Source organism: Sphingomonas sp. OK281 (genome assembly GCF_900115295.1).
GTDB lineage: Bacteria > Pseudomonadota > Alphaproteobacteria > Sphingomonadales > Sphingomonadaceae > Sphingomonas.
Genome location: NZ_FOVZ01000012.1, coordinates 1 through 14,150 on the forward strand (window position 1 = coordinate 1; position 14,150 = coordinate 14,150).

The window sequence follows — 14,150 nt, forward strand, 5'->3', positions numbered from 1 at the left end:
AGTGTCTGAACGAACACCTGTTCCCCTCGCTGGCTGCGGCGAGACGGATCATCGAGGCATGGCGGACGGACTACAACACCGTGCGTCCGCACAGCAGTCTTGGCGGGATGGCTCCCGCCGAGTTTACGAACCGCCCCCGCCAGGGGCATATGGAAACCGAAGCTAAGTTATCAGCGGCCTGAAAACGGGGAGCAGGTCAGATTGCGCGATAGAAGGCGTGTGTACTTTCGATCCTGTTTCATCAGCACGTCGTAACGTGGTGCATGACGGACACGCCAGCCCTACGCCTTCGGAAGGACGTTCATCCGAGCGCGAACGGCGTACCTTGACCAAATTCGATGGGGGGTGAAAAATAGCTGGCGCTAAATTCGTGTCTCAGAAATACCTTGCAAGCTCCATTACAATGTCTCGACCGCTGAGAAGATGGAGTTTGATACGGCCGGGTATAGGTCCGAACCGCCATTCATCGTTTGTGGTCAGGGTCTGTCTCACGCCATTGACGGACGCGATTACGTCACCGGGAATCAAGCCTGCCTTGGCAGCCGGAGACGCCGCGGCAACATATACTACCACTTTCCCGGCTGGGCTCGACTTCAAGCGAAGCCCGGAATGATCAATGGTAAAGGGCGTGCCGTGATCAATTGGGGGAGCGAGTAGGACGCGATGATGCGGAAAATCTACGATGAGGTGGAAACGCCTCAGTATGCCAATTCCAATGTTGCCGTCTGAAGAAGGGTCTTGGGTGCCGACTTGGCTATCGACATCCCAGAGTTGGGCGGGGATTTCGTGAAAATCGCTTTTTCCAATGGTGACCAGACCCACCATGGTGACTCTCTGCTCACGGGTGCCGCCTGCGCCCCCAGAGATGCCTGTCGAAGTCTTTCGCGTTCCCATAAATCCCGGGCGCGCCCAGAAGTGAGGCGATAGAATAAGGTTTCCCGGATTGCCTAGGTCGAGGACAAGATTGGCGGGTCTGCCCTCGACTGACACAGTGATCGACTGGTTATCACCGGCAGGTGTCAACGGCGCAGAATAGGCAGAAGCAGGCGCCACAAAGTCGGCGGGGTCACGAAAGGCAATTCTATGACGAGCAAAGTCAATATCTACAACAAGTTTCCTAAATAATTCACCCCCCAGAAGAATTGGAAGAGGACGCCCGACACGCTGTGAAACAAAGCTCAAATCAATCGCAACGGCTTCACCATTCCATCGCATTCTGCCTAATTGCAGGCTTACTCCCTTAACAGTGCTATAATCAGTCTTCCCGCCCACGGCCTCCCCAATTAGATGATCTACGGTAGTAAGTCCAAGGCCTTCAGAAAAGGACTTGTCCAGAACTGTCGAAGAAGCCCCACTGTCCAGCATGGCCGTTACGGTGCGGCCATTGACGACAACCGGAAACATGATCCGGCTTTTGGAGTACAGGTCGAATTTAACCCATCCGCTCGATCGTTTTCTGGAATTAAACCTAATTCCAGCATTGTCCGGTTTTCCGGCGCTGGCTTGCCGCGCAGATGGCAATTCTGCTGCTCTACCGCATGCCGGTAAGCTCGATACCAGGAAGGCAGATGATATCCACGAGTAGGCCAGCGTGCGCATAATGAACATATAAAGTGCCTTATTGTTTTTATAGAGCATGATGTTGCAAGGGCGTGCCAATTAGCAGGGATCCCGAGAAGCTTATTGTTGCAGGACCGCGGAATTTAAAACGTGCTCCGCCACCTCCGCCATTGCTTGATACCCAGAATCATTTGGATGGAGGTGGTCACCGCTATCGAACTTGGACAGTAGGCGCTGTGGATTTTCTGGAGTGCGGACCGCTAGATCCATATCGAGTATCCCATCGAAGGCATGTCCCCGACGGATGAATTGATTAACCGCCTGGCGTGCCATTTCCCCTTCACGGGAGTAATAGTCCGCCCCCTCAAACGGCGTGATGGTGGCGCCGTAGATCTTTAGCCCTTTGGCATGAGCGCGCTTGATAAGCCGTCGATAGGCCGAGATGATTTCCGCCGGTTTCACTGCCTCCAATCGGAAAGCCTGTTGCGCTCCGAAGCCGATATCGTTGACGCCTTGGAGCAGAATGATCGCGCGGGCGCCTCTGATGGCGAGAACGTCGCGTTCGAATCGGTTCAACCCCGCCGGACCGTCCATTTCACCGTCATGCAGCAACCGGTTCCCACCAATCCCGGCATTGACTACGCTCCACTGGGCATAAGCGGGAGTCGCTGCGAGACGTCGTCCCAACTGCTGCGGCCAGGACAGGTCTCCGAACGGCGTTGAGCCGACGCCATCCGTGATCGAATCCCCCATTGCAATCAGGACCATGCGGTCAACTGGCGCCATGACCTCGATCCGTGAGATGATGCCGGCTCCCAGGCTGCGATGCCCTTCGGCGATGACGGCGTCGCTTCCATGATCGCCGGGTGGCGACAGGAACAGGCGGGAGAGGTGCCCCGAGACGCGCGTCGCCTCGGGATAGAAGATCGTCACCGAGACATGCCCGAAACGCTCGACGGGAAAGTCGATCGCGTCGCTGGTCAGTTCCCTTCGCGCCGGGATGATGGTGGTCCGTTTGCCGCGAAAACTCAGCGAGCGGTCGCTCCCCGCGGCCAGCCGGCCCTGCGCGTCGCTGATCGCGATGCGGACATCGGCGATGCGGACGGGCGCATTGCCGAGATCGTTGCTCAGCACCACCCGCAATCGCGATGCCGCCACCTCAAGCCGGATCGGCTGCCGCACCGTCTGATTCTCGTAACGGCGGACGGCGCGATCGAAGTCCGCCGGTATGCCGCTAACCGGCGGGGCCTCGAACGCCGCGATCCACCGCTGTTCCGGGATCTCCGCGATCGCCAGCAGCGCGAGGATGGCGGTAAGGATCTTCATGCTATCGGCCCCGCTTCGTCGACAATGGTGTGGGGAAACTCGCCGGCGGCACGATCCCGCCAGCTGGATAGGCAGGCTCCGGCGCCGGCGGGTGCAATCCGGCCGGCGGGTTCCGTCCGATTGTATCCAGGACTTGGGCGACGGCCGCCGCCAGTTGCGCATCCACGCCAGCCGCAAGCGCCGCCGGCATGTTCTCGACGACGATATCGGGCTCGGTACCCTCGTTCTCGATCGTCCAGGCACCGCCGGTGGTAAACAGCGAATCCTTGGGGATCGTGATGCGGGTGCCGTCGATCAACGGCCACGGCCCCTTGATCCCGCGCACGCCGCCCCAGGTCCGCTCGCCGATCACCGTTCCCAGTTTGCCCTGCTTCACGAAGAACGGAAACTGATCGCCGTCGGATGCGGAAAAGATATTTGTGACGATGGCCAGCGCACGGGGTGCGACGGCGCCCGGCAGCGTCGTGACCGCGCCCTGGCGGTTGACGAAACCGCCGTCCACCGTGCGGCGCAGGATGCCGAGCACCCACTGGCTGGTAAAGCCGCCGCCGTTCCAGCGAACGTCGATCACCAGACCCTGCTTATCGGTCTGCGGGTAGAATTGACGGATGAAATCCTGCGATCCCATATCGTTGAAGTCGGACAGGAAGATATACCCTACCCGCCCGCCCGACAGGCGATCTACGCGCGCGCGGTTCGCCTCCACCCAGTCTAACTGGCGCAGCTGCTGCTCGCTTGCGACCGGTTCGGCGGCGATGTCCCGCCCGGGGCCGTCCGATGTCCGCGCGACGGTGAGAATCACGGGGCCGCTCCAGTCGATCAGCAGCGAATAGGGATCGGCGGGCGCGCGCAGTTGCCGGCCGTCGATCGCGAGCAGTAAGTCTCCGTCGCGGATATCGAGCGCCGGCTCGCCAAGCGGTGCGCGGAAGCGCGTGCGCGTCTGGTCGCCGCGATAGACGTGCGTCATCCGGTATCGCCCGCTGGCACCGTCGATCCCGAAATCGACCCCGAGCAATGCCGCGGGATGGGGGTCCGCAGCCCGAACATCCGCACCCGGCGCGATGAACATGTGGCTGTTGGCCAGCTCCCCTTGCAACTCGCCGATCAGGTAGATCGCATCCTCCTGGCTGCCGACGAGGCGGGCCAGCCGGGTATAAGCCAGCCGCGCGCGATGCCAGTCGACGCCGTTCATGCGCCGGTTCCAGAACAGGTCGCGGTCTAGCCGCCACGCCTGATCGACCATCTCGCGCCATTCCGCGGGCTGCTCGATGCCGATCCGAATCGCATTCAGATTCAGCGATGCGGGCGGGCCGCCCCCGGGCTCCGTCGGGACGATCGACAATCCATCGTCGCGGCGGACCAGCGCCCGCGCGCCGTCGGCCGAAACGATGGTGCCGTCATTGTCCATCGGCGCGACCGCGCGGTCGGTCAGCGTCGCCAGATCGAAGGTGCGCAATTAGGCGGCGCCCCCCTGCCGCTCGCCGCCGATCGTCGCGATCCCCGCCGCCCGATAGAAGACGCGGCTGCCGCGTATCTCGATATGCGACAGACGCCCCGGCGCGACCGGCACCATCACCGCGCGCGCCATGAGCCCGGCCGGATCGACGCCACGCGCCGCGCCGGCTTCGGTGCGGCCGGGGGCGAAAGGCGATCGCGTCGTCGCGGCCAGCGGCGCGAGGTAAAGGCCGTCCGACGCGAACGTCGCGATATCGGTTTCGCGATCCCGATCGGATGGGACGGGCAGCTCGCGGCGTTGCGAAACGAACAGCAGATAGCGCCCGTCCGCCGAAAACGCCGGCTCGCGATCATTCTCCATCGGCGAGCTTATGATCGTGTCGCGGTCCGTCGCGAGATCGAGCAGGTGCAGCGCGCGCATCTGCGAGGGGCGGATCGTGCTGTACGCCAGCAACCGGCTATCCGGGGAGAAGGCCGCGTCATGAATCTCGGCGAACGGATCAAGCGCCACCCGCCGCGCACCCCCGCCATCCGCCCGGATCAGCCACAAGCCATGCTCGCCATCCGCCACCGCGAGCAAGCGATCGTCGGGGGACCAGCGCGGAGTATAGAACGTGCCATGATCAAAATGGGTGAGATACAGCGGCGGGCCGCCGGCGACGGGCATCGTCGCGATCTGCTGCTCGCCCGTCACATCGCCGACGAACGCCAGCATCTTGCCATCGGACGATATAGCCGGATGATCCTCGTCGCTGCCCGCCATATTGGTGAGGTCGCGTGCCGTGCCGTCGGCGCCCAGCGCGAACAGATCGCCGCGCGCGGAGACTATGGCGGTGCGGCCGTCCGTCGAAAGCGCCTGATCCGGCTCGCCGGCCACGTCGCTCGCGCGGAGGTATCGGCCCGCCGCGATCACCGGCGATACCGTTCGCGCCTCCGTGGGGAAGGAGACGGACACCTCGCGCAGCCGCTCGGTCACGAGATCGAACAGCCATAGCCTCCCCGCCTGCTGGAAGGCGATGGCACCCGCGCCGGCGGCGGGCACATCGATATCGAAATCGGCGAAATGCGTAAGTTGCCGGGTCAGATGCGTGTCGAGATCGGTGACCCACAGGTTGAGCCGCCGCGCCGCATCCCGATCGGACAGGAAATACACCCGCCGGCCGATCCACATCGGTGCGGTATCGGCGCCGCGCCAGTTCGTCAGCCGCTCCTGTCTGGCCGAGACGAAATCGTACAGATAGATTTCCGGCGCCTGCCCGCCGACATACCGTTTCCAGCGATCCCCGCCGAACGTGCGATAGGTCCGATCAAACGCGATCGCGTGTCCGTCTGGCGCGTAGCTCAGCAGACCGGCGGTTTCGATTGGTAGCCGATCCGCCAGCCCCCCGGCCTCTGCGACCGAAAACGCCGTCGTGTCGCCAGAGTGGAACCGCGCGCGTCTGGCGGAAATGAACAGGATGCGACTGCCGTCCGGCGTCCACCCGGATACCATGTTGTCGTATCGCCCATAAGACGGGCCGTGGGTTAGCCGCGTCGCAGGTCCGCCCGTCGCGGGCACGAGATACACGTCCGAGGCACCACCCTGTCGCAAGGTGAAGGCGATCGAGCGGCCATCGGGCGAAAAGCGTGGCATCATCACTTGCCCGGACCCGTCCGTGAGCCTGGTCGCCAGGCCGCCGCCCCGCGACACCGTCCACAACGCCCCCCGCGCGACGAAAGCGATGCGATCCGCGCTCACCGTCGGGAAGCGCATCAGAGTCGCTGACGGCGCGGCAACTGCCGTGTTCGCGACCGTCAACAACATCAAGATCGTCGTCGCTGGGATCAGACGGAGCATATTCTACGAGGACCTCATTCGCATCTGCCCCTCCGGCAGGTTAGGCGGTCCCACCGAACCGACGACACCTCGGTATGCGAACGGTCATTAGATGCGCGCCCGAGGGGATACGAGCGTCGATCGTTCTGATGTCGCCGGCTCTGTCGAGGAGTGATCGTCAAACCGGCATCGCAATGGACGAGGGTTAAGGTTGTGACGAATACGCCCGCGGAGCCCATGAGTAGCCGTTGGCTTCCCGAACGACGTAGCCAAGCCCGGGAAAGGAAAGATGAGCCCCGCCGACCAACGTGCCGCTATCGGCAGTCTCCGAAAGGATCCTGAGACGCGTCGCCGCGGCATCGCGTTTGTCGACATCATACTGGATCGTTATCGAAGGATCCTGGAACTGCACGTCCGCGGAATGAATCACATCCCCCCAAAGCAATAGCTTTTGACCCTTGCTTTCGATGATATAACCGCTTTGTCCAGGCGTATGACCCCGTAGGGGGATCGCCTGTACCCCTGCGAACAAAGTCGCGGGGGCATGGAAGGTCTTCAGTCGGCCCGCGGTAACGTAGGGACCGACAGTTTTCTGCGACTGCTCGAAAGTGGGTCGTTGGGCGAGCGGAGCGCGAGCCTCTGCGTCCTTGCTGAGCCACAGCGCGGGATCGGCATCGTCGACGTACACGGTTGCGGACGGGAAGACCCGCTGTCCCCCAATGGACAGGCCGCCGGAATGATCGCCATGGATATGGGTCAACAGCACAATGTCGATGTCTTCGGGCATGTAGCCTGCGCTATGCAGGTTTTTGATGAGTTGACCGGCGACGCCCGGGCCGAATAGCTCGCCGGCACCGGTATCGATCAGAATGCGATGCTCGCCCGTGTCGATCAAAAAGCAATTAACCGAAAGATGAGCGGGTAACGGTTGATGCCGAGCTTTGAACCGAAGCCGAACCTTTTCCGGTTCACTCATGAGAGCCGGCAGGTCTCGTTCGACAGATCCATCGGACAGTACCGTCACTCGAAAGTCGCCGAGCCGCATCCTGTAATATCCTGGCGCCTGAGGCCATTGCTCAGCATGGGCGATCGAGCCGGCCGCCAAGGCCAAAGCCCCCGCAGCCATGAGTTTGGTCTTAATTCCCATGTTTATCTCCATCTATTGACAACCCGTAGGGCAGCGCATCTTCGCTGAATTAATCGCACCCGACATAGTCGGACGCGTTGACAAAGCCAATATGCCACCTCAAATATATCGGACGCGATAGGAGCGCGGGCGATCGGTTCTCGGTCTGCCTGGTTTTGTGGATTCCGTTCGCGAGAGTTTCAGGAGCAAGCCGATGGGTAGCTATGCAGAAAATGATGCGCTTGGGCGGCGGCTTCACGGGGCCCTCGTTGCTGGAGATTGGAGCGCTATCCGCGCAATCTTGGCCTACGACGCGCAGTGGACACTTCCCGGGGATAATCGAATTTCCGGCGTGGTGAAAGGCGCAGACGCGATTGTGCAGCGCATACAAGACATTGCCGCCTACGGAGTCAGATTCGACTTAACCGATATACTTTTGAGCCGAACCGATATGGCCTTGGCAGTCCACAATACTGCCGAGCGAGATGGTGTCATGCTTGATGAGCGTCTTGCCACGATATGCCGCGTGCAAGGAGATAAGATTACCTCAATCGAAACGTTTCTGTCTGACGTGGACAACATGAACGCGTTCTTCATCTGACCGTTTAGTACGAGGATGGAATGCTACCAAGGATGGCAGCGCACATGCTTTTGCCCAAATCAGGAAAAAATCGATGTCCAATTCCGACGTTCCTCGGCGCACGTTTCTGACGACTGCGGCCTTAGGTATAGCGGCCGGCGCTTTCGAAAGCGGAGAAGCCAGTGCCGAGACGCACAAGAAGGCGATGCGACCACTCAAACCGATCAAACGAGAAGCGCGCGTGGGCTTTGACACCATCAAACAGATCGACGCGGGAGAACTCAACGTTGGATATGTCGACGTAGGCCCAACGGACGGCACGCCCGTCCTTCTTCTGCACGGGTGGCCTTATGACATCTACAGCTTTGTAGACGTCGCGCCGGCGTTGGGGGCTGCGGGTTACCGCGTCCTCATTCCATTCCTTCGAGGATATGGCACTACGCGCTTCCTTTCTGAATCGACGCCACGTAATGGCCAGCAGGCGGCATTCGTCGTTGATGCATTGAAATTCCTCGATGCGCTTAAGATAGACAAGGCTCTCGTAGCTGGATTTGACTGGGGCGGTCGAACCGCCTGCGCGCTCGCAGCCCTATACCCAGAACGCTTTAAAGGTCTCGTCGCCGTCAGCGGCTACACGATAGCGAGCCAAGATGATCAAACTTTGAAGGCGCTGCCTCCGGAAAAGGAGCGTGATTGGTGGTACATATTCTATTTCGCGACCGAACGCGGCCGTATCGGATACACTGAAAATACGCGTGCATTCGTTAAGATGACGTGGGAGCTCGCTTCACCCAAATGGCATTTCGATGATGCGACGTTCGATCGCTCTGCGAGCTCATTCGAGAATCCAGACCACGTCGCCGTTACGATCAGCAGCTACCGCTGGCGACTAAAACTCGCTGAAGGCGAGGACAAGTATGCCGAGATTGAGCGTCGGCTAGCGGCTCATCCCCCAATCACTGTTCCGAGCATAACGATGGAGGGAGATGCCAATGGGGCCCTCCATGCCGAGCCAAAATCCTACGCCAAGAATTTTAGCGGGCCCTATCAGCATCGGAACGTGACGGGCGGAATCGGCCATAACTTTCCTCAGGAAGCTCCCAGCGCATTCGTGCAAGCGATCATGGCGGTTAATAAAATAAGCCCGATTACTAATGCAACGGGTAGTTCCTGAGATCGACGGCGACAAGTAATCTCGACCCGAAATAAAGACGGAGCAGCAGCGGAAACCTGCCTCCGCCTTTCGAGATTGCAGGATGGCGCCAATCATCGAGTTTAGGCTGCGGGGTTTTCGGTCACCGACGTCTTCATGAGCGTCCTCGATGCCCTTAGTCTACAGGTATCGTCGCCGGCTCACCACGCGGGGCTCGGGATCTACGCCTATCTCGCGCTTGGCGCTCTAGGGTCAGGACTCATTGGTCATAGCCAGAAGATGACGGTGGCCGCGAGCGCGACGGCAGACAAGAAGACGGTTGGGCAGCGGTCGTAGCGAGTGGCGACGCGGCGCCAATCCTTCAGACGGCCGAACATGATCTCGATGCGGCTGCGGCGCCGGTAGCGGCGCTTGTCGTATCTGGCCGGCTCGTTGCGCGATCTGCGGCCCGGGATGCAGGGCTGGATGCCCTTGGCTTCCAGGGCGTCCCTGAACCAATCGGCGTCATAACCACGGTCGCCAAGCAGCCACTGTGCTCTCGGCAGATCGTCGAGCAAGGCTGCCGCGCCGGTGTAGTCGCTGACCTGCCCGGCGGTCATGAAGAAGCTCAAGGGCCGCCCATCTGCATCGCTGACGGCGTGCAGTTTGGTGTTCATGCCGCCTTTCGTGCGGCCGATCAGGCGGCCGAGATCCCCTTTTTTACCCGCAGACTCGATGCCGTGCGGTGTGCCTTCAGGTAGGTCGCGTCGATCATGACCGTTTTCGGTACGGCTTCCGCTGCCGCGAGCCCCTCCATCATGCGCAAGAAGACACCCCTCTCGCCCCACCGCTTCCAGCGATTGTAGAGCGTCTTGTGCGGCCCATAGTCCTTCGGCGCATCACACCAGCGTAGCCCGTTGCGATTGACGAAAACGATGCCGCTGAGCACCCGCCGATCATCGACCCGAGGTTTGCCATGGCTCTTGGGAAAGAACGGTTGCAGACGCGCCATCTGCTCATCCGTCAGCCAGTACAGGTCGCTCATCCACGCTCTCCTCACCGAGCCTGAATCAGATCGCGCCTCTCACATCAATGGGTCCTGACCCTAAGCAAACAAAAGTGATTTTGTACAAAGCGGAAGTTTCCGATAACTACAAAAAAGACAGTCAAGAGACCCTTGCCGCTTTAGACTTTGCTGGTGATCAGATATTTATCGAGCCGGGACTAGACTCTCCGATTTGGGGAATATCAATTCTATCCCAAGAGCGTGCAACAAGCCCTGCAATCATTGCAAATTTCATCTGGTTCCGCCGGCCGCCACGGTAGACCGGCACTTGGTAATTCGCGCAGCTAGTTTGATGCAAAATTCTTGATTTTTGCATCAGAGTGACCGGACCGAAAAAAATCGCGCTGAACGAATGACCGCTTTCGGGAGCCGTGATTCGCAACCCGAGCGTCCAGTATTGGGCGTTTTTGTCCGATCCGGCTTTCTCGCGAGGGATCCTATTTCGAGAATCGAAGCTGGCAGGGGCCGCGTTGCAAAAGGGGTCCCTTCTGCGACAGCACGAAGTGCCGAATGTCGGACGTTGAGCAGTTCACTTGTGGCGATAAGCGGACTGCGGCACATGTCTGCCGCCTATGCGCATGAAGCCCTCCTTGCTCGCTTTCAGCGTTGCGCTGATAGTCGTAACGATCGGTAGTCGCGCGATACCCATGCGCGATACCATCGATCATCCCGCTGTGTTCGCCGCCCTGGCGATACTCTCGCTGGGGTCCAGCGTAGCTATCTACCGAATTTACCGTGCGGAAGTTCGCCGCATCGGCGACAATTCGCGGAAATTCCCGCTGATGATGGGCTTCATCAGCTGTGTCCTGCTTATCCAGCTGTCGATGCGGGTCAGCCAACTCTGACGCGTTAAAAGGGGTCGGTTCCGGGTGAGGGCGAAATGACACTCTAAGCGTAGACAGACGAAATCTCGACTGTCCTGTCCACTCGTACGGGAGGCCGTTCAGACGCCTTTGATCGCGATTGTCTGCACGCAACAATGCACGCGCATGATGTTAATGCCAGCCCTCGCAATCACAAATACGTTGTGTAAACACAACGATTGTCTATATTTGTACCGTGAATAACCGAATCGCCTTGTTTCGTAGCGACCGCTCAGTGTCACGCCGAGAGCTGGCGGAAGCGGTGGGCGTCAACCCCCAGACGATCGGTTATCTCGAACGTGGCGACTATAATCCCAGCCTCGAATTAGGGCTGAAGATCGCCGCCTATTTCGACGTGCCCGTCGATCTCATCTTTTCGCTCGCCCCCTTCCCCTCGCTCACCGAAACGCTGCGGGGGTCCCCAGATCCTGAGGACGCCGCATGAGCTACCGCGACGGCTATGATTTCCGCAAATGGTATGCGGGCAGCATGCGCAAGCGCCCACGGCGCTATTGGGTACGGTGGGGGCTGACTGCCGGCCTCGCCTTCGTCTTGGCAATCCCCGTTTTCGCGATGCTTGGCATCGGCGAGCGGAGCGCCATCGTGCCCAATGTCATGCCCATGAGCATGTTGCTGTTCATCAGTTCGCTCTACTCGCCCTTCAGCCGAGAAGCGTGGCTCAGCCGGCGTGGCTTTGCGACCTATGACGAGTTCGAACGCAATGCGCTGTTGGAGGCTATGCGCCGCGCCTATCTGGCCGATCTTAATATCGTCACTGCATTGTTTCTGTGGCTAATGGCGGCAAGCCGCGCCGGCTGGTCGATGCCGGTGACGAGCGGGCAATGGGGCGCCATCGGCTTTGCCACTGTAATGACGATGCTGACCCTGCCCATCATCTTCGCCGAATTCATGGTGCCCATGCCCGACCCGGAGGATCAGCCCCTATGAGCCGCAAGACCCTCCTCGAACGGCTTGACGATCTGGTCGGTTGGACTGGCATACCCGCGCTCAGCCAACGCCCACCTCGTCGCCGACCATTACACTGGCCGGCGACGCTTGCGCTGGTACTGGCCTTCGGGGGCGCTGTAGTCGCAACGGCGCTAGGTATCGACAGCAACGGCTACTGGATTGGTTACGCTGCCTTGATAACAGGTTTTTCAATCGGCAATTTCACTAGCATTTTTGGCCCGTTAAAACCTCCCGCTTCGCTTTTCGAACGTGTCGACGAATGGGACCGGTCTGTACGCTCACAAGCTTATCTTGTGACCTTCGGCGTTTTTGCAGCGACCGTCTTCGTGGGGCTGTTCGCGATGATGTGGGCTGTCGCCTTTGGGCCTATCTCATTGTCTTTAAGACATATCTCAATCCTGCTGTTCTTGTTGATGACAATCCTGACCACGACTCCCACCGCCTATGCGAGCTGGCGATGGCGTTGGGACGATGATCGTTGACTGGGCACTGTCTGCTCGTGCCCGTCCGACGATCGCGGCGACGGTGTTCTTGCTGAGACTGATATCGCGGGCGATCCACCGATAGCTGCGACCCTCGGCGACGAGCGCCAGCACTTTAGGCGCGAGCCGGTCGGATTTTGGACGATCGCCGATCTGGCGACCTAGTGTTCGACCCCGTGCCCGCGCTGCGGCGAGACCCGACCGAACCCGTTCGCTGAGCATGTCGCGCTCGAACTGGGCGATGCCGGCGAGCATCGTCGCCATCATCCGCCCGTGCGGCGTATCGACCTCGAACGTCATGCCACTCATCGCGACGACCGACACCCGCCAGCCCGATAACCGGTTCAATGTGTCGAGCAGATCCTGGGTCGAGCGTCCCCAGCGGCTGAGTTCGGTGACGAGGATCGCGTCGATATGGCGCGCCTGCGCAAGCTTCATCACCTCGCCACGTGCAGAGCGGTTAGCCTTCATTCCCGAGGCAGTTTCGCGGAAGACCTCGACCACATCATATCCGCCGCGCTCGGCAAAACCGGTGAGGTCGCGAAGCTGCCGCTCGCACGACTGGTCGGCGGTCGAGACGCGGGCGTAAATGGCGGCGCGTTGTCCCAATTGAAGCCTATTACGCCTACTCGACCAACTACCTCATCGATCTCGACCATGCCGTCATCATGGACGTGGAGCCGAGCACCGCGATCCGGCAGGCCGAGGTAACCGCCTGCAAACGGATGATCGAGCGCGTGCAGGACCGCTTCGGCGTCTGGCCCGAACGGCTGGCAGCGGACACCGGTTATGGCTCGGCCGAGATGCTCGCATGGCTCGTCCACGAGCGCGACATCCACCCGCACATCCCCGTGTTCGACAAGTCTGCGCGCCGCGACGGCACCTTCGCGCGGGCGGACTTCCGCTATGACCTGGGCGACGACAGCTATGTCTGTCCTGCCGGCAACCGCCTGCGCCCCCGCAACCGCAACTTCACGCAGTCCCGCGGCGATGTCGGCCAGGACGGCTTCATCCGCTATCGCGCCCGGCAGCAGGACTGCGCCGGCTGCGACCTGCGGCAACGCTGCACGCCCAACGTGCCGGCCCGCAAGGTCACGCGCTCCATCCACGAAGGCGCTCGTGACCTGGCCCGCGATATTGCCAGCACCGACGCCTATGTGACCTCCCGCCGCCAGCGGAAGAAGGTCGAGATGCTGTTTGCGCACCTCAAACGCATCCTGAAGCTGGATCGATTGCGCCTGAGAGGTCCAAACGGCGCAAAAGACGAGTTCCTCCTTGCCGCTACTGCCCAGAACCTCCGCAAGATGGCCAAGTTGATCCCGATGCCAGCGCAGATGGCACCCGCCTGAGGCGCCGCGCGCGCCTAGCTCTGTTTCAAACCACCGGCCTGCCCGCGGCCTATCCTGACTTTTTCAACACAATCGAAGGAAAGCGGACCTTCCGCTTTTGGGGGCAGCCGAGGAAGCCGACCGCTAATTGGCCGTCGGAAGCGCATGCGTTTTCCAACTGGCGGAACCGTCCACTTCCGTGCTCTATCGATTGAGCGCCGGCTATGCCTACCTACTGGTGTGCCTTCATGAATACGTGATACTGATATATGTAAGTAAGTTTAGGGTATTAATCACTTAGGATTTCAGTAGCAATCGGACGATAAGGTTCGTCTTTTACAAACTTGCTCGTTTGTCGAAAATTCATGAATAATAACCGATGCATACCCCTATTCTAGAAATAGCTCGATGCAGAATACCAGATGACTGTGACTTTCATTGGTAAAT

The 14,150-nt window shown here is 60.2% G+C and carries 14 protein-coding genes and 1 pseudogene; 8 read left to right on the forward strand and 7 right to left on the reverse strand.

The window, feature by feature from the left end; genetic code table 11:
* Positions 1-182: integrase core domain-containing protein (locus BM244_RS23710; protein ID WP_254784751.1), on the forward strand; the 182-nt coding region annotated here is incomplete at its 5' end.
* Between the two features lie 193 nt (positions 183-375).
* Here the strand turns inward: BM244_RS23710 and BM244_RS21930 are convergent.
* From BM244_RS21930 to BM244_RS21950, 5 genes are all read right to left on the reverse strand, one after another.
* Positions 376-1,638 (reverse strand): retropepsin-like aspartic protease, encoded by a 1,263-nt coding sequence (locus BM244_RS21930; protein WP_093401045.1) that lies wholly within the window; start codon positions 1,636-1,638, stop codon positions 376-378.
* A 42-nt stretch (positions 1,639-1,680) separates the two neighbouring features.
* Positions 1,681-2,886: an SGNH/GDSL hydrolase family protein gene (locus BM244_RS21935; protein WP_175518365.1), complete on the reverse strand. Its 1,206-nt coding sequence runs from the start codon at positions 2,884-2,886 to the stop codon at positions 1,681-1,683.
* 1 nt (position 2,887) lies between these two features.
* Positions 2,888-4,342, reverse strand: a complete 1,455-nt coding sequence (locus BM244_RS21940) for a S41 family peptidase (protein ID WP_093401047.1) — start codon at positions 4,340-4,342, stop codon at positions 2,888-2,890.
* Complete coding sequence (locus BM244_RS21945) at positions 4,343-6,178, reverse strand: S41 family peptidase (protein ID WP_093401048.1); 1,836 nt, start codon at positions 6,176-6,178, stop codon at positions 4,343-4,345.
* A gap of 184 nt (positions 6,179-6,362) precedes the next feature.
* Complete coding sequence (locus BM244_RS21950; protein WP_254784754.1) at positions 6,363-7,304, reverse strand: MBL fold metallo-hydrolase; 942 nt, start codon at positions 7,302-7,304, stop codon at positions 6,363-6,365.
* A gap of 193 nt (positions 7,305-7,497) precedes the next feature.
* Between BM244_RS21950 and BM244_RS21955 the strand changes: the two genes are divergently transcribed.
* Positions 7,498-7,884, forward strand: coding sequence for a nuclear transport factor 2 family protein (locus BM244_RS21955; RefSeq protein ID WP_093401049.1), 387 nt, complete (start codon positions 7,498-7,500; stop codon positions 7,882-7,884).
* 73 nt (positions 7,885-7,957) lie between these two features.
* Complete coding sequence (locus BM244_RS21960) at positions 7,958-9,037, forward strand: alpha/beta fold hydrolase (RefSeq protein ID WP_093401050.1); 1,080 nt, start codon at positions 7,958-7,960, stop codon at positions 9,035-9,037.
* Between the two features lie 245 nt (positions 9,038-9,282).
* Here the strand turns inward: BM244_RS21960 and BM244_RS21965 are convergent.
* Positions 9,283-10,040 (reverse strand): IS5 family transposase gene (locus BM244_RS21965; protein WP_093401051.1). Its coding sequence is split into 2 segments (ribosomal slippage): positions 9,283-9,719 and positions 9,719-10,040, totalling 759 coding nucleotides; the frame shifts between segments, so codons are not numbered across the junction.
* Positions 10,041-10,708: 668 nt separating this feature from the next.
* Here BM244_RS21965 and BM244_RS21970 point away from each other — a divergent pair.
* From BM244_RS21970 to BM244_RS21985, 4 genes are all read left to right on the forward strand, one after another.
* On the forward strand, positions 10,709-10,906 hold the full coding sequence (locus BM244_RS21970; RefSeq protein WP_093401052.1) for a hypothetical protein: 198 nt from the start codon (positions 10,709-10,711) through the stop codon (positions 10,904-10,906).
* A gap of 214 nt (positions 10,907-11,120) precedes the next feature.
* Positions 11,121-11,369 carry a helix-turn-helix transcriptional regulator gene (locus tag BM244_RS21975; protein ID WP_093401053.1) on the forward strand — a complete coding sequence of 83 codons (249 nt, stop codon included), beginning with the start codon at positions 11,121-11,123 and terminating at the stop codon, positions 11,367-11,369.
* Positions 11,366-11,872: a hypothetical protein gene (locus tag BM244_RS21980; protein WP_093401054.1), complete on the forward strand. Its 507-nt coding sequence runs from the start codon at positions 11,366-11,368 to the stop codon at positions 11,870-11,872. Before BM244_RS21975 ends, BM244_RS21980 begins: the two co-directional genes overlap by 4 nt.
* Positions 11,869-12,375, forward strand: a complete 507-nt coding sequence (locus BM244_RS21985; protein WP_093401055.1) for a hypothetical protein — start codon at positions 11,869-11,871, stop codon at positions 12,373-12,375. The genes BM244_RS21980 and BM244_RS21985 overlap by 4 nt, the downstream gene beginning before the upstream one ends.
* Here BM244_RS21985 and BM244_RS21990 read toward each other — a convergent pair.
* A complete protein-coding gene (locus BM244_RS21990) occupies positions 12,286-12,984 on the reverse strand; it encodes a recombinase family protein (RefSeq protein WP_254784757.1) in 699 nt (232 codons plus the stop codon). The genes BM244_RS21985 and BM244_RS21990 overlap by 90 nt on opposite strands.
* A 5-nt stretch (positions 12,985-12,989) precedes the next feature.
* On the opposite strand from BM244_RS21990, the pseudogene BM244_RS21995 reads away from it, so the two are divergent.
* Positions 12,990-13,724, forward strand: a pseudogene (locus tag BM244_RS21995) (transposase); the annotation flags it as partial.
* Between the last annotated feature and the right edge of the window lie 426 nt (positions 13,725-14,150).